The organism is Bradyrhizobium sp. ARR65, from assembly GCF_000472385.1.
In the GTDB taxonomy this organism is placed as follows: Bacteria; Pseudomonadota; Alphaproteobacteria; order Rhizobiales; family Xanthobacteraceae; genus Bradyrhizobium.
Genome location: NZ_AWZU01000042.1, coordinates 1 through 19,074, shown reverse-complemented (window position 1 = coordinate 19,074; position 19,074 = coordinate 1). Strand labels below are relative to the sequence as shown.

Annotated in this window: 21 protein-coding genes; 16 read left to right on the top strand and 5 right to left on the bottom strand. The window is 63.1% G+C overall.

What is annotated here, in order from left to right:
- Positions 1 to 116 precede the first annotated feature (116 nt).
- The 8 genes from dnaJ to F758_RS0132475 all read left to right on the top strand — a co-directional run bounded on the left by dnaJ (position 117) and on the right by F758_RS0132475 (position 5,884).
- The gene (gene dnaJ, locus F758_RS0132510; RefSeq protein WP_024511799.1) at positions 117 to 1,253 is read left to right on the top strand and encodes a molecular chaperone DnaJ; all 1,137 of its coding nucleotides are present in this window, start codon (positions 117 to 119) and stop codon (positions 1,251 to 1,253) included.
- 205 nt (positions 1,254 to 1,458) lie between these two features.
- Positions 1,459 to 2,058 carry a class I SAM-dependent methyltransferase gene (locus F758_RS0132505; protein ID WP_024511798.1) on the top strand — a complete coding sequence of 200 codons (600 nt, stop codon included), beginning with the start codon at positions 1,459 to 1,461 and terminating at the stop codon, positions 2,056 to 2,058.
- Positions 2,059 to 2,109: 51 nt separating this feature from the next.
- Complete coding sequence (locus tag F758_RS0132500; protein ID WP_024511797.1) at positions 2,110 to 2,688, top strand: NADPH-dependent FMN reductase; 579 nt, start codon at positions 2,110 to 2,112, stop codon at positions 2,686 to 2,688.
- A gap of 7 nt (positions 2,689 to 2,695) precedes the next feature.
- A complete protein-coding gene (gene pyrF, locus F758_RS0132495; protein ID WP_024511796.1) occupies positions 2,696 to 3,406 on the top strand; it encodes an orotidine-5'-phosphate decarboxylase in 711 nt (236 codons plus the stop codon).
- Positions 3,407 to 3,423: 17 nt separating this feature from the next.
- Positions 3,424 to 3,726: a DUF1330 domain-containing protein gene (locus tag F758_RS0132490; RefSeq protein ID WP_024511795.1), complete on the top strand. Its 303-nt coding sequence runs from the start codon at positions 3,424 to 3,426 to the stop codon at positions 3,724 to 3,726.
- A 163-nt stretch (positions 3,727 to 3,889) separates the two neighbouring features.
- Positions 3,890 to 4,705 carry a 4-hydroxy-tetrahydrodipicolinate reductase gene (dapB, locus tag F758_RS0132485; RefSeq protein WP_024511794.1) on the top strand — a complete coding sequence of 272 codons (816 nt, stop codon included), beginning with the start codon at positions 3,890 to 3,892 and terminating at the stop codon, positions 4,703 to 4,705.
- Between the two features lie 28 nt (positions 4,706 to 4,733).
- Positions 4,734 to 5,357: a 2,3-bisphosphoglycerate-dependent phosphoglycerate mutase gene (locus F758_RS0132480; protein WP_024511793.1), complete on the top strand. Its 624-nt coding sequence runs from the start codon at positions 4,734 to 4,736 to the stop codon at positions 5,355 to 5,357.
- Positions 5,354 to 5,884 carry a GNAT family N-acetyltransferase gene (locus tag F758_RS0132475; RefSeq protein WP_024511792.1) on the top strand — a complete coding sequence of 177 codons (531 nt, stop codon included), beginning with the start codon at positions 5,354 to 5,356 and terminating at the stop codon, positions 5,882 to 5,884. The genes F758_RS0132480 and F758_RS0132475 overlap by 4 nt, the downstream gene beginning before the upstream one ends.
- A 99-nt stretch (positions 5,885 to 5,983) precedes the next feature.
- On the opposite strand, the gene F758_RS0132470 is transcribed toward F758_RS0132475, so the two are convergent.
- Both F758_RS0132470 and F758_RS0132465 read right to left on the bottom strand, forming a co-directional pair.
- On the bottom strand, positions 5,984 to 6,880 hold the full coding sequence (locus F758_RS0132470) for a methylated-DNA--[protein]-cysteine S-methyltransferase (protein ID WP_024511791.1): 897 nt from the start codon (positions 6,878 to 6,880) through the stop codon (positions 5,984 to 5,986).
- Between the two features lie 53 nt (positions 6,881 to 6,933).
- Entirely contained in the window at positions 6,934 to 7,455 is a 522-nt protein-coding gene (locus F758_RS0132465; protein ID WP_024511790.1) for a DUF2244 domain-containing protein, read from the bottom strand.
- A gap of 22 nt (positions 7,456 to 7,477) precedes the next feature.
- Here F758_RS0132465 and nth point away from each other — a divergent pair, with 22 nt between their 5' ends.
- The 7 genes from nth to F758_RS0132430 all read left to right on the top strand — a co-directional run bounded on the left by nth (position 7,478) and on the right by F758_RS0132430 (position 15,813).
- Positions 7,478 to 8,293, top strand: coding sequence for an endonuclease III (gene nth / locus F758_RS0132460; protein WP_024511789.1), 816 nt, complete (start codon positions 7,478 to 7,480; stop codon positions 8,291 to 8,293).
- A 132-nt stretch (positions 8,294 to 8,425) separates the two neighbouring features.
- Entirely contained in the window at positions 8,426 to 9,634 is a 1,209-nt protein-coding gene (locus tag F758_RS0132455) for an ABC transporter substrate-binding protein (protein WP_024511788.1), read from the top strand.
- A 144-nt stretch (positions 9,635 to 9,778) separates the two neighbouring features.
- On the top strand, positions 9,779 to 10,831 hold the full coding sequence (locus F758_RS0132450; RefSeq protein WP_024511787.1) for a type III polyketide synthase: 1,053 nt from the start codon (positions 9,779 to 9,781) through the stop codon (positions 10,829 to 10,831).
- A complete protein-coding gene (locus tag F758_RS0132445; RefSeq protein ID WP_024511786.1) occupies positions 10,828 to 11,343 on the top strand; it encodes an isoprenylcysteine carboxyl methyltransferase family protein in 516 nt (171 codons plus the stop codon). Before F758_RS0132450 ends, F758_RS0132445 begins: the two co-directional genes overlap by 4 nt.
- Entirely contained in the window at positions 11,340 to 12,878 is a 1,539-nt protein-coding gene (locus tag F758_RS0132440) for a DHA2 family efflux MFS transporter permease subunit (protein WP_024511785.1), read from the top strand. The genes F758_RS0132445 and F758_RS0132440 overlap by 4 nt, the downstream gene beginning before the upstream one ends.
- Before the next feature lie 147 nt (positions 12,879 to 13,025).
- Complete coding sequence (locus F758_RS0132435) at positions 13,026 to 14,195, top strand: HlyD family secretion protein (RefSeq protein WP_024511784.1); 1,170 nt, start codon at positions 13,026 to 13,028, stop codon at positions 14,193 to 14,195.
- Complete coding sequence (locus F758_RS0132430; protein WP_024511783.1) at positions 14,182 to 15,813, top strand: MFS transporter; 1,632 nt, start codon at positions 14,182 to 14,184, stop codon at positions 15,811 to 15,813. Before F758_RS0132435 ends, F758_RS0132430 begins: the two co-directional genes overlap by 14 nt.
- Before the next feature lie 166 nt (positions 15,814 to 15,979).
- Here the strand turns inward: F758_RS0132430 and F758_RS0132425 are convergent, their stop codons facing one another.
- Complete coding sequence (locus F758_RS0132425; protein WP_024511782.1) at positions 15,980 to 16,732, bottom strand: sulfate transporter family protein; 753 nt, start codon at positions 16,730 to 16,732, stop codon at positions 15,980 to 15,982.
- Positions 16,733 to 17,042: 310 nt separating this feature from the next.
- Between F758_RS0132425 and F758_RS0132420 the strand changes: the two genes are divergently transcribed.
- Positions 17,043 to 18,161 carry a serine hydrolase domain-containing protein gene (locus tag F758_RS0132420; protein ID WP_245286654.1) on the top strand — a complete coding sequence of 373 codons (1,119 nt, stop codon included), beginning with the start codon at positions 17,043 to 17,045 and terminating at the stop codon, positions 18,159 to 18,161.
- Between the two features lie 250 nt (positions 18,162 to 18,411).
- Here F758_RS0132420 and F758_RS0132415 read toward each other — a convergent pair whose 3' ends face one another.
- Together F758_RS0132415 and F758_RS0132410 are read right to left on the bottom strand one after the other, a co-directional pair.
- Positions 18,412 to 18,723: a Rieske (2Fe-2S) protein gene (locus F758_RS0132415; RefSeq protein WP_024511780.1), complete on the bottom strand. Its 312-nt coding sequence runs from the start codon at positions 18,721 to 18,723 to the stop codon at positions 18,412 to 18,414.
- A 63-nt stretch (positions 18,724 to 18,786) separates the two neighbouring features.
- The coding region (locus F758_RS0132410) for a superoxide dismutase (protein WP_024511779.1) at positions 18,787 to 19,074 on the bottom strand (288 nt) is incomplete at its 5' end.

Sequence of the window (19,074 nt, the reverse complement as noted above, 5' to 3'; positions counted from 1 at the left end):
CGTCAGTCAATTATGTTGAACCCGTCACCTTCCCTGTGAGGGGCAAGGGTATGGGTGCCGTTGCGCGGCGATTTCGCGCGCTACGATAACCGCGATTGGCTCAGCAGAGTTCAGCAATGTCTACCAAGCGCTGCTACTATGAAACCCTCGGGGTCGAACGTGACGCCGACGATTCCAAGTTGAAGGCGGCGTTTCGCAAGCTTGCCATGAAATGGCATCCCGACCGCAATCCGGGCGATGCCACCAGCGAGATCCGCTTCAAGGAAATCAACGAGGCCTACGAGGTCCTCAAGGACAGCGACAAACGCGCGGCCTATGACCGCTACGGTCACGCCGCATTTGAGAATGGTGGCGGGTTCAATGGCGCCGGTGCGGGCTTCGGCGCGGGCTTTGCGTCGTCCTTCTCCGATATTTTCGAGGACCTGTTCGGCATGGCCGGACAGCGCAGGAGCGGCGGCCGCGAGCGCGGCGCGGATCTGCGCTACAACATGGAAATCACGCTCGAGGAAGCTTTTCAGGGCAAGACGGCGCAGATCGAGATTCCGGTCTCCGTCACCTGCGAGGCCTGCTCGGGCACCGGTGCCAAGGCCGGCACCAAGCCGAAGACCTGCGGCATGTGCGGCGGGGCGGGGCGAGTGCGTCAGGCACAGGGCTTCTTCACCTTGGAGCGGACCTGTCCGGGCTGTCAGGGCCGTGGCCAGATGATCGAAGACGCCTGCCCTTCCTGTTCGGGCTCGGGCCGGGTCGCGCGCGAGCGAACGCTCTCGGTCAACATCCCGCAGGGCGTCGAAGACGGTACGCGGATCAGGCTTGCGGGCGAAGGCGAGGCCGGTGTTCGCGGCGGCCCGCCCGGCGACCTCTACATTTTCCTCTCCCTGGCCTCGCACCCGTTCTTCCAGCGCGATGGCGCCGATCTGCATTGTCGCGTGCCGATCTCGATGGTGACTGCGGCATTGGGCGGTGAGTTCGAGGTGCCGACCATCGACAAGGGCAAGACCAAGGTGAAGATCCCTGCGGGGACTCAATCCGGCCGACGTTTCCGCATTGCGTCAAAGGGCATGCCGGTGCTGCGCTCGCGCCAGATGGGCGACATGTACGTCCAGGTCATGGTCGAGACGCCGCAGAACCTCACCAAGAAGCAGCAGGAGTTGCTGGCCGAGTTCGAAAAGCTGTCGTCCGGTGCGACGCAGCCGGAAGCCGCGGGCTTCTTCGCCAAGGTCAAGGATTTCTTCGGCAATCGGGCAACCGGCTAGCTGCCATGCGTCGGGCCGTTTGGTTTTCGCACGCGGCGCGCCGCAAAAACATCAGCGAACGCATGCTGTTATCGCCAAATCGCGCTGGGCGCCGAGGGCCGGCCCGGCGGCGGTTCGGCTTGACCGCCTCGTCGGCTACCTATACGTCTTTGTGACTGTTTTCTGACATCCGCCGCGATGCCGCGGTCCCGTCTGGTTAGTGGATATGCCCTCGCAATCATCCGTGCGTACGTTGAAAAAGCCTCGTCTCGACGACGAGGTTCGTTTTCTGCGTTCGTGGATTGAGAAGCCGCTCCATGTCGGTGCCGTGATGCCATCGGGTCGGCCGCTTGCCCGCACCATGGCACAATATGTCGATCGCAATTCCAACGGCCCGGTGATCGAGCTTGGACCGGGTACGGGCGCGATCACCAGCGCGCTGATCGACCATGGCATCGATCCGAGGCGTCTGGTGCTGGTCGAATATAATCCGGGCTTCTGTGCGCTTTTGCGCGACCGCTATCCGCAGGCCAAAGTGGTGCAGGGCGACGCTTACCGGCTGCGCGACACGCTCTGGAACGTACTGAGCCAGCCAGCGACGGCGATCGTCTCCAGCCTGCCGCTGGTGACCAAACCGATGCTGACGCGGCTCCGCCTCATTCGCGACGCGTTCACGGCGCTGGCGCCGGGCGCGCCCTTCGTCCAGTACACCTATTCGGTGGTGCCGCCGATCCCCAAATCGCTGCCTGGCGTGTCAACCGAAGCCTCCGAGCGGATCTGGATGAATCTTCCGCCGGCGCGCGTGTGGGTGTATCGCAAGCGTTAAATCGGCCCGGCGCATTCGTCGGGTGCAACGACGGCGAATGCATTATCGGTCATGGCCGCACTGAAAATCCTGGTGATCCCCGCTTCGCTGCGCACCGGCTCGCATAATGCGAAGCTCGCTGCGCAGGCGGCCTACGAGTTCGCGCAAGCGGGGGTCGATGTCACGCGGCTGTCGCTGGCCGATTATCCGCTGCCGATCTATGACGGCGACCTGCAGGCGAAATCCGGCGTGCCGAAGAATGCGGTCAATCTCAAGCGCATGGTGGCCGCCCATCACGGCATTCTGCTCGTCACCCCCGAATATAACTCCTCGGTGCCGCCGCTATTGAAGAACACGATCGACTGGGTAAGCCGGGTGCAGGATCCCCATGAGGCGCGCGGTCAGGTGTTTCGGATGCGTCCGTTTGCGGTCGCTGCCGCTTCGGAGGGCCGACTCGGCGGAACGCGGGCGCTGGCAGCCTTGCGGCTGATTCTCTCGGCATTGCAGGCCACCGTGATTCCAAACCAGCTCGCGCTTTCGTTCGCGGATCAGGCCTATGACGATATGGACAGATTGAAGAATCCGGCCGATATCGAGGGGCTGAAAGCGTTGGTGAGGCAGTTGATCGATGTTTCCCAGCGCATGATGTGAGGTGAGAATGCCGTCCCAGATTGCTCCGCGCGACCGGTTGATCGTGGCACTCGACCTGCCCGGCCTGGAGCCGGCGGAAGCGATGGTGGCGCGGCTCGGCGATAGCGTCACCTTCTACAAGGTCGGCTATCAGCTTGCCTTCGCCGGCGGCCTGCCGCTGGTGCGCAAGCTCGCGGACAAGGGCAAGAAGGTTTTCATCGATCTCAAGCTGCACGACATCGGCAACACGGTTGCGCGCGGCGTCGAAAGCATCGCGAAGCTCGGCGCAACCTTTCTCACGGTGCACGCCTATCCGCAAACCATGAAAGCGGCACTCGAAGGTCGCGCCGACTCCAGCCTGAAGATTTTGGCAGTCACCGTTCTCACCTCTTATGACGATAACGATCTCAATGCTGCCGGCTACCGGCTCGGCGTCGCCGATCTCGTGGCCACGCGTGCGCGGCAGGCGCAGGAGATCGGCATCGACGGGCTGGTCTGCTCGCCCGAGGAGGCGGCGTCCTTGCGCAACGTTGTCGGCGATCGGCTGAACCTGGTTACACCGGGGATCAGGCCAGCGGGTGCGGCCAGCGGCGATCAGAAGCGCATCATGACGCCGGCGCGTGCGATTGCCGCGGGCGCCGATTATCTCGTGGTGGGGCGTCCCGTTCTCGAAGCGGCCGATCCCAAAGCGGCGGCCGAGGCCATCGTGGCCGAGATCGCGCCTGTTGTAGCTGGGTAAAGGAAGGAACAACGAACATGGCGAAGGGCTATTGGATTGGACGCGTCGACGTTCACAACGAAGAGGGCTACAAGGCTTACGCGGCAGCCAACCCGGCCATCTTCAATAAATTCGGCGGCCGTTACGTAGTGCGCGGCGGCAAATTTACAGGCGTCGAAGGTCAAAGCCGCTCACGCAACGTGGTGATCGAATTTCCGGACTACGAGACGGCGCTCGCCTGCTATCGCTCGCCGGAATATCAGGACAACATCAAGGTGCGGCAGCCGCACTCGATCGCCGATCTCATCATCATCGAGGGCTACGACGGTCCGCAGCCATAAAGCGCTGTGTGAGATTCGCCGGGCACCGGCGGCGGCTTATTTCGTTGTCCCTGGCACGGGCTGGCAGGGTTCAGTCCGGTCAGCTTGGCGCACGCGGCGTGCGCGCCGGTCGGTTGCTGGAACGGTCCGGCCCGGCTACAAGGGGCGGCGAAGAGGAAGAACCATGGCCGACATGCGATTGATTGTTGCAGGCGCCGGCGGCCGCATGGGCCGCGCGCTGACGCGGGTGATTTCGGAAACACCGGGCGCGGTGCTGACCGGTGCGCTGGAGGCGCCCGGCTCGGAACTCCTGGGCAAGGATGCCGGCGTTCTCGCCGGCCTGCCCGCCAACGGCGTCCAACTGTCGGCCGATCTCTGGACGTTGTCGGCCAATGCCGACGGCATTCTCGATTTCACCGTGCCAAGGGCAACCATCGCCAATGTCGCGATCGCCGCCGAGCGCGGCCTGGTGCATGTCATCGGCACGACCGGCCTGTCGTCGTCCGACGAAGCCGTGATCAACAGCGTCACTTCGCGCGCCGTCGTGGTCAAGTCGGGCAACATGAGCCTTGGCGTCAACCTGCTCGCCGCGCTGGTCAAGCGCGTGGCGCAGTCGCTGGACGAAAGCTACGACATCGAGATCCTGGAAATGCACCACAAGGGCAAGATCGACGCGCCCTCGGGTACCGCGCTGATGCTGGGCGAAGCCGCAGCCGCCGGCCGCGGCATCAAGCTGGAAGATCATTCGGCGCGGGGCCGCGACGGCGTCACAGGCTCAAGGCGCAGCGGTGATATCGGGTTTGCGTCCCTGCGCGGCGGCACCGCCGCCGGCGATCACAGCGTGATCTTTGCCGGTCCATTTGAGCGTCTGATCCTCTCGCACCACGCCGAAGACCGCGTTCTCTTTGCTCATGGTGCGCTGAAGGCGGCGCTTTGGGCGCACGGCAAGAAGCCCGGGCTCTACAGCATGGCCGACGTGCTTGGCTTGGGCGACATCTAGATCTCGAACAACTCCGGAAATCAGAACAATGAGCGAGCGACTTCTTGTGCTGGTGCGCCACGGCCAGAGCGAATGGAATTTGAAGAATCTGTTCACGGGTTGGAAGGATCCGGGCCTGACGCCGCAAGGCATCGAGGAGGCAAAGGATGCCGGCCGCAAGCTGAAGGCGCAGGGCCTGCAATTCGACATCGCTTTCACCTCGGTGTTGAAGCGCGCGCAGCACACGCTGGATATCCTTCTCGACGAGCTCGGGCAGACGGGGCTTCCGACCAAGACAAATCTCGCGCTTAACGAGCGCGACTATGGCGACCTCGCCGGTCTCAACAAGGACGACGCCCGCAAGCGTTGGGGCGAAGAGCAGGTCCACATCTGGCGGCGTTCCTACGATGTGTCGCCGCCCGGCGGCGAAAGCCTGAAAGATACGCTGGCGCGCGCCCTGCCCTATTATGTGCAGGAGATCCTGCCCTGCGTGCTGCGCGGTGAACGCACCCTGGTGTCCGCGCACGGCAACTCGCTGCGTGCGTTGATCATGGTGCTGGAACGATTGACGCCGGAAAGCATTTTAAAGCGCGAACTCGCGACCGGCGTGCCGATCATCTATCGCCTGAATGCGGACGCAACGGTGGCGTCAAAGCTTGATCTGGCGGCGTGAGCGGCGAGCTCGCGATCTCCATTCTCGATGCGCCGATCGCGGAGAGCGCGATCGATCAGCTCGCCACCGTGCTCGTCGATTGCGTCACTGGCGGTGCCAGCGTCAGCTTCATGGCGCCGTTCTCGCAAGAGCACGGGCTTGGATTCTTCCGCAAGGTCGCGGCGTCCGTCGCTGCGGGCGATACGGTGCTGCTTGCGGCAAGACTCGACGGCCGCATCGTCGGCACGGTCCAGCTCGGGCTGGATACGCCGCCGAACCAGCCGCACCGCGCCGACGTAAAGAAAATGCTGGTGCATCGCTCCGTGCGCGGCCGCGGCATCGGCGCGGCCTTGATGGCGGAGGTCGAACAGGAGGCAAGGCGGCGGGGACGCTGGCTGCTCGTGCTCGACACCGTCCCCGGCGAAAGCGGTTACCGGCTCTACAAACGCGCCGGCTGGACCGAGAGCGGCGTCATCCCGAACTACGCGCTGTTTCCAGATGGACGCCTCTGCGACACCGCGGTGTTCTGGAAGCGGCTGGAGCGTTGATTGTCTCGCACGTCGTTCCGGGGCGATGCGACGCACCGAACCCGGAACCTCGAGATTCCGGGTTCGCGCTAGCGCCCACCCCGGAATGACGGCAACGCTTTACTGCATCCCAACTTTCCCCGCCTCCCAGCCGAGCATCGCCTGCTTGCGAGTGATGCCCCAGTGATAGCCGGTGAGCTTGCCGTCCTTGCCCAGCGCCCGGTGGCACGGCACCACGAAGGACACAGGGTTCTTGCCGACGGCAGCGCCGACCGCGCGCGAGGCGGTGGGTGCTTTGATCTTGCAGGCGATATCCGAATAGGACACCGCGCGGCCCATCGGGATCTTGAGCAGCGTCTCCCAGACCCGCACCTCGAAATCGGTGCCGATCAGCACCACGCGCAGCGGCTGGTCAGCTCGCCACAATTTGGGGTCGAAGATGCGCTGCGCCACCGGCGCGGTGGACAGATAATCCTCGACATAAGTCGCCTTCGGCCAGCGGCTCTGCATGTCGGCAAGCGCCGCCTGCTCCTCGCCGGGATCGGCAAAGGCCAGACCCGCAAGCCCGCGCGCCGTGGTCATCACGATTGCGGTGCCGAAGGGCGAGGGATGAAAGCCGTAGCGCAGCATCAGTCCCGCGCCCCCAATCTTCCATTCGCCTGGTGACATCGCTTCATGAGTGACGAACAGGTCGTGCAGCCGACCCGGCCCCGAGAGGCCGGAGTCGAGCGCGGCATCGAGGATGCTGGCGGAACCGCGCAGCAGATTCTTGGCGTGATCGAGCGTCAGCGCCTGCATGAAGGCCTTGGGCGTCAGCCCGGCCCAGCGGCGAAACAGATGATGCAGCTCATCAGGCGTCACGCCGGCTGCATCCGCCATCGCCTCGATGGTCGGCTGGCTGCGCCAATGTTCCGAGATGAAGGCGATCGCCCTGCGCACGGAATCATAGTCGCGGAGCGCCGCGCTCTGTGGGCCTGGCTTGGCCAGGCGATGGTCGTGTATGGCAAGGGTCATCATGGCCCAGATGTAGGGCAGGCGGGCCTTCGAAACCACCCGATTTCCGATCCGCCTCAGGCTACCGGATTGTAGGTCGGTCCCCGCCGGGCTGCGTTCAATGCCGCGATCAGGGCCTTGGAAAAGCTGGCCTTTTCGTCGGGGCCCAGAAAGCTCCCGATCGCCACCCGGTGGCCTTTCGAAGCGAGGTAGAGGTGCTCGATGCCAAATTCCTCGTGGGTTTCGCGGTCGAGCCGCACCCACAGCGGATTGAACACCCATTCGGACACATGGCCGCGATGGCTCACCCGGCGCAACCGCAGCTCGGACGAGGTGATTGAAATGTGCTCGCAGGCCTGGGCGCGGCGGAAATTGATCCGGAATGCCCAATAGATCGCGAGCACGTCGAGCCCGAAAAACCCGAATACCGGCCAGGCGCCCATCAACAAAAAGACCATGCCGGCCGCGAAACTGATCGCGCTCACAAGCAACATCACCAGCAAAAAGCCGGTGCGGTTGAGCGACCGATGCGGCGTCAACAGCGCCCTGAACAACTCCGGGTCGGCCGTATCGGGATCAAAATCATTGCCTGTGGTCATGACCTGTCAGTATATCCCGATCATGGCGAAAATCACCCGCGCTCAACGCGCCAAACCCGCGCGCGTTCAATCGCTGCCCAAAGAATCGGCAAAGAAGGCCAAAGCCAAAAGGGTCAAGAAGGCCAAGCCGGGCCGCGCGCGCGTCGCCAAAAAGGCCCTTAAGGCTAAGCCGTCTGAAGCCGAATCACTTAAAGCATCAAGGCCTTGGACGCCTGCTGAGATCCGCGAGGCCTTCGAGCGGTTTCGCAAAGCCAACCCGGAGCCCAAGGGCGAATTGGAGCATCTCAATCCCTATACGCTGCTTGTTGCGGTCGTGCTCTCGGCGCAAGCCACCGATGCCGGCGTCAACAAGGCAACGCGCGAACTGTTTGAGGTCGCCGATACCCCGCAGAAAATGCTCGCACTCGGCGAAGAGCGCCTGCGCGATTACATCAAGACCATCGGGCTGTATCGCACCAAGGCGAAGAACGTGATCGCGCTCTCGCGAAAGCTGATCGAGGAGTTCGGCGGCGAGGTGCCGCGCACCCGCGCCGAAATCGAATCCTTGCCCGGCGCGGGACGCAAGACCGCCAATGTGGTGCTCAACATGGCCTATGGCGAGCATACGCTCGCCGTCGATACCCACGTCTTCCGCGTCGCCAATCGCACCGGGCTCGCACCGGGCAAGACGCCGCTCGACGTCGAGCTTGGGCTCGAGAAGGTGATCCCTCCCGAGTTCATGCTGCACGCGCATCATTGGCTCATTCTGCACGGCCGCTACACCTGCCTTGCCCGCAAGCCGCGTTGCGAAGTGTGCCTGATCAACGATCTCTGCCGCTGGCCGGAAAAGACGGTCTAGCCGGGCAGGCGCCCACCCAAATCGGCTTGACCGCGCAGCGCCGCGATCTTGTACGGGATCGTCGCAAGACATAGGCTTGCGTCCAAGGTCCAGCTCAAGGACCATCAAGACATATTGCCGGGGAGGCACGCCGTGCGATCGCAAGCTGTACTGGCTTCGGCAGTCGCGATTGCTTGTCTTTGGGCAGGCAATGCTCGCGCGCAAATCTCCGACGATGTCGTGAAGATCGGCGTGCTCAACGATCAGTCCGGCCTCTATGCCGATCTCGGCGGCTCGGGTTCGGTCGCCGCCGCGCGAATGGCGGTCGAGGATGCCGGCGGCGCGGTTCTCGGCAAGCCGATCGAAGTCGTCTTTGCCGATCATCAGAACAAGGCCGATGTCGGCGTTGCCGTGGCACGCCGCTGGTTCGAAGACGAGCAGGTCGATATGGCGATCGGTTTTGACAACTCCGCCGTGGCGCTTGCGGTCGAGCAGCTCGCGGCGAGCCACAACAGAATCGCGATTGCAGGTGCGGTGGGAAGCACCGCCTTCACGGGCAAGAACTGCACTCCCAACGAAGCGTCCTGGATCTATGACAGCTACGCGCTGACGACGAGCCTTGCGAAATCGATCGTCGCCGAGGGACGCGATACCTGGTTCTTCATCACGGTCGACTACGCCTTCGGCCATTCCATGGAAGCGGATGCGACGGCCGCCGTGAAGGCCGCCGGAGGCAAGGTGCTCGGCAGCGTCCGTCATCCGCTGAATACCTCGGATTTCAGCTCGTATCTGCTGCAGGCGCAGGCCTCAGGCGCCAAGGTCGTCGCCTTCGCCAATGGCGGCGGAGACATGGTCAATTCCGTCAAGCAGGCCAACGAATTCGGGCTGACGAAAAATCAAAGCATCGTCACGCTGCTGATTTTCATTTCCGACGTCCACAGCATGGAGTTGCAGGCCGCCCAAGGCTTGAAATTCGTCACCGCTTTCTACTGGGACCGTGAGGATGAAAGTCGCGCCTGGTCGAAGCGTTTCTTCGACAAGCAAGGACGAATGCCGACGATGGCGCAGGCGGCCGTCTATTCGGCGATTCGTCACTACATTGCGGCCATCGCTGCGGCCGGCACGGACGAAGCGAAAGCGGTCATGGCCAAGATGCGCGCACTGCCGGTCAACGACTTCTACGTCAGGGGCGGTCATTTGCGCGATGACGGCCGCCTGGTTCATGACATGTATTTCGCGCAGGTGAAAAAACCGTCGGAATCCATTGGGCCCTGGGACTATTACAAGATCCTTGGCGTCATTCCAGGCGGTCAGGCGTTCCGCCCGCTCGCCGAAGCCGGCTGCCCACTGGTCGCGCACTGAGCCGTCCCAGCGTTGCTGGCGGCCGACGGCTCGGTTCAATTTATATTGAACATTTGTGTCGCGCCGTCCCCGGCGGCGGCCGAAATAACGGCACCGGCGTGCTGTTGATATTTGCGGGGTTATCGCAGAGGCAGGGACAATCACATGGACCATACGGCCGCGCTTGTGTCGCTGGCGACCTCGGTACCGCCGCACCAATTTCACCAGAAGCAGATTCTTGAAGCGGCGCGCAGCATCCTTTCCGCTCGCTACGAGCAATTCGAGACACTGGCGAGCCTGTTCGCCAACACCGGCATCCGCAATCGTTACGGCGTCAAGCCGATCGAATGGTATCTCGAGCCGCGCGGCTGGCCGGAGCGGACCAACGCTTTTCTGGAAGGTGCGGAAGCTCTGTTCATCAATGTAGCGCAAGCGGCGCTTGCGCGCGCCGATCTTGCGGCCTGCGACATCGACACTGTCGTGACCGTCTGCTCGACGGGCATCGCCACGCCGACGCTGGAGGCGCGGCTCGCTGGCAAAATGGGCTTTCGCGCCGACGTCTCGCGCGTACCGGTGTTCGGACTCGGCTGCGCCGGCGGCGTCTCGGGACTGTCGATTGCCGGGCGCCTGGCGCAGGCGCGGCCGGGGACCAACGTGCTGTTGGTCGTGCTCGAGCTGTGCACACTGGCGGTCCGCCATGATGAACTGACCAAGGCCAATATCGTTGCGGCGAGCCTGTTTGGCGATGGCGCCGCCGCACTCGTGCTGCGCGCCGGCGACGGCGGAGCGACGCGGATCGAGGCCGTGGGCGAGAAATTGTGGGCTGAGACGCTCGACATCATGGGCTGGAGCGTCGATCCGGAAGGGTTTGGCGTCATCTTCCAGCGCACCATTCCCGACTTCGTCGCCGGACATTTGGGTCCCGCTGTTGCCGAAATCCTCGCGCGAATGGAGCTGGCTGCCAGCGATATCGATCGCTTTGTCTGCCATCCCGGCGGCAGCAAGGTCATAACCGCCCTGGAGCGGGCGCTATCGCTCGATCAGGGCACGCTTGCCCACGAGCGTGAGATCATCGCCGACTACGGCAACATGTCGGCACCGACGGTACTCTTCGTGTTGGAGCGCGCAGTTGCGCAGGGCCTGCCGCGACGATCGTTGCTAACCGCGCTCGGCCCCGGTTTCACCGCAAGCTGCGTCGCGCTGCGGCACGCGGCGTGAGCGCTGCGGCGATCATTCTCGCCTTGGTCACGCTACAGCGGCTCGGCGAGCTCATACTGTCGCGCCGCAATACCAAGCGGCTGTTGGCGCGCGGTGCGATCGAGGTCGGCGCCCGCCATTATCCGTTCATTGTCGCCGTGCACGTGGCCTGGCTGATCGCGCTGTGGATGCTCGGCCGCAACCAGCGGGTCGATTGGCTTCTGCTTGCGGCATTCGTGATGCTGCAGGGCCTTCGCCTCTGGATTCTCTCAAGCCTCGGTTCACGCTGGACCACGCGCATCATTGTGTTGCCTGGCGAGCCGCTGATCGCGTCCGGGCCGTATCGTTATGTCGCGCATCCCAATTACGCCGTTGTCGCCGGCGAGCTCGCCCTGCTGCCGCTCGCCCTGCACTTGCCGTACGCGGCCCTGCTCTTCTCGGTGATGAACGGCATTGCCCTCCTCGTCCGCATTCGCATCGAGGCCCGCGCGCTTGCGACGTTCAGCAGGCCATTCGCGCGCGCTGTCTCATGACGGAGCCGCCGAAGATCTGTCAGGAGACGCCGCCCATCGCGATCTGGGGCGGCTTCCTGCTGATGTGCCTCGGCATGTTCATGGCGATCCTCGACATCCAGGTGGTCGCGACCTCGCTGCCGACCATTCAGGGCGCTCTGCATATTTCACCTGAAGCGATGAGCTGGATTCAGACCGCTTATCTGATCGCGGAAGTGATCGCCATTCCCCTCACCGGCCTGTTCACGCGGGTCTTAGGCTTGCGCTGGCTGTTTGCCGCAGCGGTCAGCCTGTTCACGCTGGCCTCGATCGGCTGCGCCTTCAGCGGCAGTCTTTCCACGCTGCTCGTGTTCCGCGTCGTGCAAGGCTTTTCCGGCGGCGTTGTGATTCCCGCGGTGTTTTCGGCCGTGTTCCTGCTGTTTCCGCCGCGGCTTCACGCGATCGCCACCACAATCGGCGGTGCGGTCGCGGTGCTGGCGCCAACGATCGGACCCGTGGTCGGGGGCTTTATCACCGAGACCTGGTCCTGGCCGTGGCTGTTTCTGATCAATGTCATTCCGGGATTGATCGTCGCTGTGCTGACGCCGCGGCTTGTGCCGCGCCAACCGACGGATCTTGCCGAACTCATCAAGCTGGACTCACTCGCGCTTCTGCTCATGGTGCTTGCGCTCGCAGGTCTCGAGATCGGGCTCAAGCAAGCTCCGCATCAGGGTTGGTTGTCGCCAGCCTGTGCGGGGCAGTTGCTGGCGAGCGGTCTCGGCATCGGCATCTTCGTGCTCCGGACGCTGCGCAGCGCGCATCCGATCGTGCGGCTGGCGGCCTTGCAGCAGCGTTCATTTGCCGTCGGTTGCGCTCTGAGCTTTTGCCTCGGCGTCGGATTGTACGGCTCGGTTTATCTGATGCCGGTGTTTCTCTCGTTTGTACGCAGACATGATGCGTTCGAGATCGGTACGATCATGCTGGTGACCGGGACGGCCCAGCTTCTCGCCGCGCCGTTTGCGGCCATCCTGGAAAGCCGGTTTGGCGCGCGGGCGCTGACGGCGGCCGGCTTTGCGCTGTTCGCGCTGGGCCTCGGCCTCAGCAGCTTTCAGCCCCGGACGGCCGACTCTGCCGAGATGTTCTGGCCGCAAGTGTTGCGCGGGGTTGCGATCATGTTCTGTCTGCTGCCGCCGACCCGCATCGCGCTCGGTGCGCTGCCGGAGAAGGAGATCGCCGATGCCAGCGCCCTGTTCAATCTGATGCGGAACTTCGGCGGCGCGATCGGCATCGCGTTGATCGATACGATTCTCTATGGCCGGGTCGCGATCCACGCCGATGATTTTCGCGCGCGACTCCTCGCTGGCGATCTCAACGCGGCGCAGGCGATCGGGCTTGATCCATCACTGCTCGCGAACCGGCCAGCAGGCCCACCAACAGCGGAGGAAATCGCCTTCGTTCGTCCTATGGTCGAAAAGGCCTCGCTCGCGCTCTGCGTCAATGAGGCCTGGGCGATGCTCGCCGGCGTGGCCATCCTGGGTCTGTTGCTGGCGCTGCTCGCGCGGGAACAGCGAAACTGACGTTCGGTCCCCCGTCCTTGGCTATACCTGAGGACGATTGACGATCCGCGCCCCTCGCCGTAGCGGACGCTTTGCCGTAGGGTCATCATTGAAACCTGAGGTCAGGCTGATCTGCTCGGCGGCGGATCGATCGATGGGAGAGTGGATTTGAGCCAGCAGGACCAGACCATGCGGGTGGCGCTACCAGATCAGCCGACGCCGGCCGCGCCGCCTGCGTCTTCACCCGAACCATTCACGGCTGCGCCACTGCCGGTACGCAGCACTTTGGCCCGGCTCGCGATCCCGCTGTTTGCCGTGATCGTTGCGCTCGCCTTTGTCGCGGTGGCCACGTTGCGCTGGGACTCATGGGTCGGCAGCAGAGCCATCCAGACCACTAACGATGCCTATGTTCGCGCCGATTTGACGAGGCTCAGCAGCCGGGTCGCGGGCGAGGTCCTCACCATCGCCGTCAGCGATTTCCAGCGCGTCAAGACCGGCGATCTTCTCATCCAGATCGATCCCGCCGATTACCAGGCGCAGGTGGCGCAGGCCGACGCGAACGTGGCCGCCGCACAGGCGGCGCTCGACAACCTCGCCAGCCAGATCGAACTGCAATATGCGACCATCGCGCAGGCCGAAGCCCAGCAGGTCTCGGCCAACGCGCTGGAGGTCGAGGCGCAGCAGGAACAGCAGCGGCAGCAATCGCTGGCGCAGACCGACGCGGGAACCCGGCAGCGGCTGGAGCAGGCCACCGCGGCTTACGCCAAGGCGCAGGCCGATGTCCGTGCGAGCCGCGCGGTGGTCGCCGCACAACGCCATCAGCTTGAAGTCCTGCAGGGAACAAGGAAGCAGCGTGCCGCCGACGTCGAAGCCGCCAAGGCGGCGCTGGTCGCGGCCAAGCTCAAGCTCGGCTACACCCGGATCACGGCGCCGTTCGACGGCGTCGTCAGCGAGCGGCAGGTGCAGCCGGGCGATTACGTCAACATCGGCAGCAATCTCATCAACATCGTGCCGCTGCCCAATGTCTACGTGATCGCCAACTACAAGGAAACGCAGCTCACCAATGTGAGGCCCGGCCAGCCCGTCGATATCACCGTCGACACCTTCTCCAAACAGAAGCTGCGTGGCCGTGTCGAGCGGATCGCGCCGGCCAGCGGCTCGCAATTCGCGCTGCTGCCGCCGGATAATGCGACCGGCAATTTCACCAAGGTGGTGCAGCGGATTCCGGTCCGCATCGCTTTCGAGCCGAACCAGCCGCTGCTCGAACATCTGCTGCCGGGCATGTCGGTCGAGACCCGGATTCACACCGATGAAGCCGGCGCAAATGGCGCAAAATGAGGACGTCAATCGCGGACCCGTTTCGCGCGGTGAGGTCGGCCGCCGGCCACTGTTCGCGGTCGGTGCCGTTCTGCTCGGCGCATTCCTGGCGAATTTCGACAGTCGGCTGACCTCGATCGGATTGCCGGATCTGCGCGGCGCGTTCTCGCTCGGCTTCGACGAAGGTGCCTGGCTTTCCACCGCCGCGATCGGCTCGCAGATCTTCATCGCGCCCGCCGTGGCGTGGCTTGCGACGGTGTTCGGCCTACGCCGCGTGCTGGGCGTTCCGAGCCTGGTCTACGCGGTGATCTCGCTGGTGATCCCCCTCGTTCACCACTATCCGACCCTGATCGCGCTCAGTATCGCCCATGGCATGCTGCTCGGCACCTTCGTGCCCGCGACGCTGATGATCATCTTCCGCAATCTTCCGATCCGATGGTGGCTGCCGGCGATTTCCATTTACGCCATCCGGGTCGGCTTCGCCCTCGACACCAGCCCGTCTGCGGTCGGCTTCTATGTCGAGCATCTCGGCTGGCAATGGATTTACTGGCAGGGCGCGTTGATTGCGCCGCTGATGGCGCTGATGGTTTATCTCGGCACGCCGCACGAGGCGGTGAACAGGGCGCTGCTCAAGGATGCCGATTGGGGCGGCATGCTGCTGCTCGGAACGTCCGTGTCGATGATCTACGCCGGGCTCGACCAGGGCAATCGCCTCGACTGGCTGGAAGCGGGTACGGTGATGGCCCTGTTGATCGGCGGCGGCGTGCTGTTCGTCGTCTTTCTCGTTAACGAGACGTTGGTTCGCCAGCCTTGGGCCCATGTCAACGTGCTGTTTTCGCGCAATGTCGGGCTCTCGCTGGTCGTCATCCTGCTTTACACTCTCACCAGCCTGTCGAACTCATCGCTGGTGCCGAACTTTCTCTCTGTTGTCACCGGGCTGCGGCCGGAACAAAGCGGCGTGCTGCTGCTGACCTACGGCGCGCTGCCGATGGTCGTGCTGGTGCCGCTGTCGATCTATGCGCTGCGCCACTTCGACCCACGCACCGTGGTTGTGCTGGGCTTTTCGATTTTTGCCGCGGCAAATCTAGTGGGAACACAATTGACCCATGATTGGGTACGCGAGGATTTTGTGCCGGTCGTGCTCCTGCAATCGGTGGGGCAGGCGTTCACACTTCTGCCCATCATCATCATGGTGGTGTCCAATTCCGATCCGACACGCGCCACCGCGTTTGCGGCCTATATCCAGATCATGCGGCTTGGCGGCGCCGAGATCGGCGTCGCGCTGATGGGCACGTGGCTGCGTGTGCGCGAGCAGATCCATTCCAATTATCTCGGACTGCATGTCGAGAACGGCAGCATCGAGGTGACGCGGATGCTGAAGAGCTTCTCGGACTATTTTGCCAGCCATGGCGCCGGTACCGCATCGGCCCGCGCAGTGGAAATGCTCGCCGTCGAGGTTCAGCGGGAGGCCAACGTGCTCGCCTATATCGACGGCTTCTGGCTGTGCTTCTGGCTTGCGATTGCCGCCTTGATCGTGGTGGCCTTCATCACCCCACCGCCGCCCGGTCCATTTACGCCGGAGCCATTTGGCTTCGCAAAGACGGTGATGCGCCGCTGCGGTGTGTCCGTTAAGGCGTAGAGCATCCGCCGCTCGAGATGGCGTGGCGGACGAGCGTCTTCCAAACCAAGGCCGTCATTGCGGGGAGCGAAAGCGACGAAGTAATCCAGACTGCATCCGCGAGGAAAGCCTGGATTGCTTCGCTTTCGCTCGCAATGACAGCGCGCGTCCCCTCTTTCGGCTGAGCTCAGCGCAATGAGGCTTGCGGCCGGCGCGTCGGCTCGATCAGTTCAGGCCGCGAACCCGACAGCCGTTTGTGCATGTGGACCATGAAAGCCATGCCGAACAAGGGTGTCGCCAGATTGACGATCGGGATCGACACGAAGGCGGCGATGATCAGGCCGGCGGTAAAGATGACCGCCGCGTTATCCCGTCGCATCGCCTTGGCCTCTTCCGGGGGGCGGAAGCGCATGGCGGCAAGCTCGAAATATTCCCGTCCGAGCAGCCAGGCGGTCGCGATGAAGAAGGCGATAAACCCGACGCCGGCCACGAACACGAAAGGCAGCGCGATCAGATAGACCAGGATGCTCAAGAGCGCGGCCTTGATGCCTTCCTGCATCGCGAGGCCGAAGGGCAGCGCCGTGCCCGGGCGCTCGGCCGGATAATATTCGCGTTCGACATGATCGGCGATCTCATCGACAAACAGGCTTGCGACCAGCGAGGTAATCGCCGGCATCAACAGGATCGCCCCGAACACGATGCCGAGCCCGGCGGCGACGGAAACGACCCAGGCGAGCACGTAGAGCGGCGTGTGGGCGCCGGGACCGAGCGCCGCTTCCGCCCAGCTCTCGCCTGATGTCGCAAGCCAGCTCAGGAGCCGCTGCAACCCGATCGCCAGCACGCTGATCAGCACCAAGGCAAGCCCGATCGATCGCCACAGGATGGAGCGCATCGGCGGCGACAGCATTTGCGCAAGCGCCTTGACGGCGGCGTCGATCATATCGGTATTACCTCTTCCGAAGGGTCGTGCGAGAGGTAGACATGGTTTGCGCACACCGCAAGGCTTGTTCCGGAGCATGATCCGGACCCGGAGGCCCGCGAAGCGCAAAGTGGAAACCGGTTTTCCGAAAAGATCATGCGATCTCGCCCCAGCCGGAGAAGGTCGAAATCGCCCGCATGTCCGTGGTCATGTGCAGAGCGGACCTCTCTTTCGCGGGCATCCCTCGCCGCTTTTGACCCAGAGCTGACATTCACTGGAAGGTGTCCATTTGATATGAAACGATACAACTCCAAATGAGGCCATTTCAGCCGTGCTGGATCGTCGCCAGATACTTTCAGGAATAGGAGCAGCAGTCATGGCTTCGCCGTCTCTCGGGATGGAACGGCCTGCGCCCCCTTCCGACAAATTCGCCATCGACGTGATCCGAAGGCTCGATCAAGCAGTCGCTGAGCGGCGCGTGTGGAATATTCATGGTCTTCTTGTTCTCCAGAACGGGGAACCGATCGTCGAGCGCTATTTCGAGGGTCAAGATAGGGCGAGAGGAGTTGGCGATCTCGGGACGATCAAGTTTACCGCGGAGACGCTCCATGATCTCCGATCGTGCTCGAAGAGCATCGTGGCCTTGCTCTATGGGATCGCCCTTCAGCAGGGAAGGGTCCCGGCCCCAGAGGCGAGCCTGCTTTCTGGATTTCCTGAGTATCGCGATCTTGTTGACGAGGAACGTTCCCGCGTAACAGTCCATCATGCGCTCTCGATGACCATGGGAACGGATTGGGACGAGAGTAGCTTGCCCTATGCCGATCCTCGCAACAGCGAAACCGCAATGGATGACGCTCCGGACCGCTATCGCTATATATTGGAGCGACCAGTCATCGAGAGGCCTGGTGCGCGTTGGACTTATTGCGGCGGAGCGACCGCGTTGCTCGCCCGTCTGATCGCAAGAGGGTCAGGCAAGTCACTGCATGAGTTCGCACGCGAGTCTCTTTTCGGTCCGCTCGGTATGGGACGAACGCAATGGGCCGCTGGGCCTGATGGTGAGCCATTCGCTGCGTCTGGCGCCCGGATGTCCGTTCGTGACCTCTCACGGATAGGGACGCTCATGCTCTCGGGTGGGCAACTCGACGGCAAGCAGATCGTGCCCGCCGAGTGGATCACGCGTTGCACGACGCCGGTGGTCAGTTGTGACGAGCTTCGCCGTTATGGCTATCAATGGTTTCTTCTTGATGTGGCCTTCGGCAGGCCGAAGGGATGGGCGCCGGGGCGGCTGGAGCGCATGTGGATGGCGCAGGGAGAAGGCGGCCAACGACTGTTCATCATTCCTGCGTTGCAGCTCGTTATCGCGTTAACGGCTGGAAACTATGGGACCGACGATCAATGGATTCCGCCGACGCGCGTGTTGCGGGAAGTTGTTTTGGCGAGCCTATCCTAACCTCCTACATGTCAGCTTCTGGCCCAAGGCCGAGGAGCCGGAGGCGATTGCTCATGCCCGGTGTCCGGGGTGAACCGGACAAAATAGGCTCGTTTTAAGCATTACCGCCCCTGACCCAATGCGGAAGTTGTGGACGCACGCAACACGCCCCACAGCCACACGGGCTGGTAACTGCGGTCTCGCCGCATCGTCGATAACACTCGCTCCGGGCAAGCATCTCGGGGCATCAACGCTCAGTCGAAGGTAGCGCTCACTCCACGTCAACTTCGATGTCAGTTCCCATCACGCGGACGCTGTAGCAGGCGACATCATCGTAGGCCGGCGGACCAAGAACGCCTCCGGTCCGAACGTCGAATTTCGCGCCATGCAAAGGGCAGGTCACCTCGTGGCCCAAGATTTCTCCCTCGGCCAAGGAGCCCTGTTCGTGGGTGCACATGTTGTCGATCGCGAAGAACTCGCCGTTGATGTTGAACAGGGCGATCTGTCTGCCCCTGGCATCGACCAGGCGAGCTTGACCAGGTTTGATCTCGTCAGTTCTTGCGACCTTCACAAAGTGGGTCATTTTGCTTGCCTCTTGCCTGCTTCTCCCTGCCTTCAGGGTACGGCCGGAGAAAAGCAGACTGATCTAGACACCAAGCGTGCCTGCCTTCGCGGCGGCGTAGCGCTCCGCAATCTTGTCCCAGTTCACAGTATTCCACCAGGCTTTGAGGTAATCAGGGCGGCGGTTCTGGTAGCTGAGATAATAAGCGTGCTCCCAGACATCGTTGCCAANCAACACCCGCTTGCCGTCCATGAGCGGAGTGTCCTGGTTCGGGCGGGTCTCGATCGCGAGATTGCCATCCTTTGTGACGGTTACAAACACCCAGCCCGAGCCGAATAGGCGTCCGCCCGCAGCATTGAAGTCGGTCTGGAA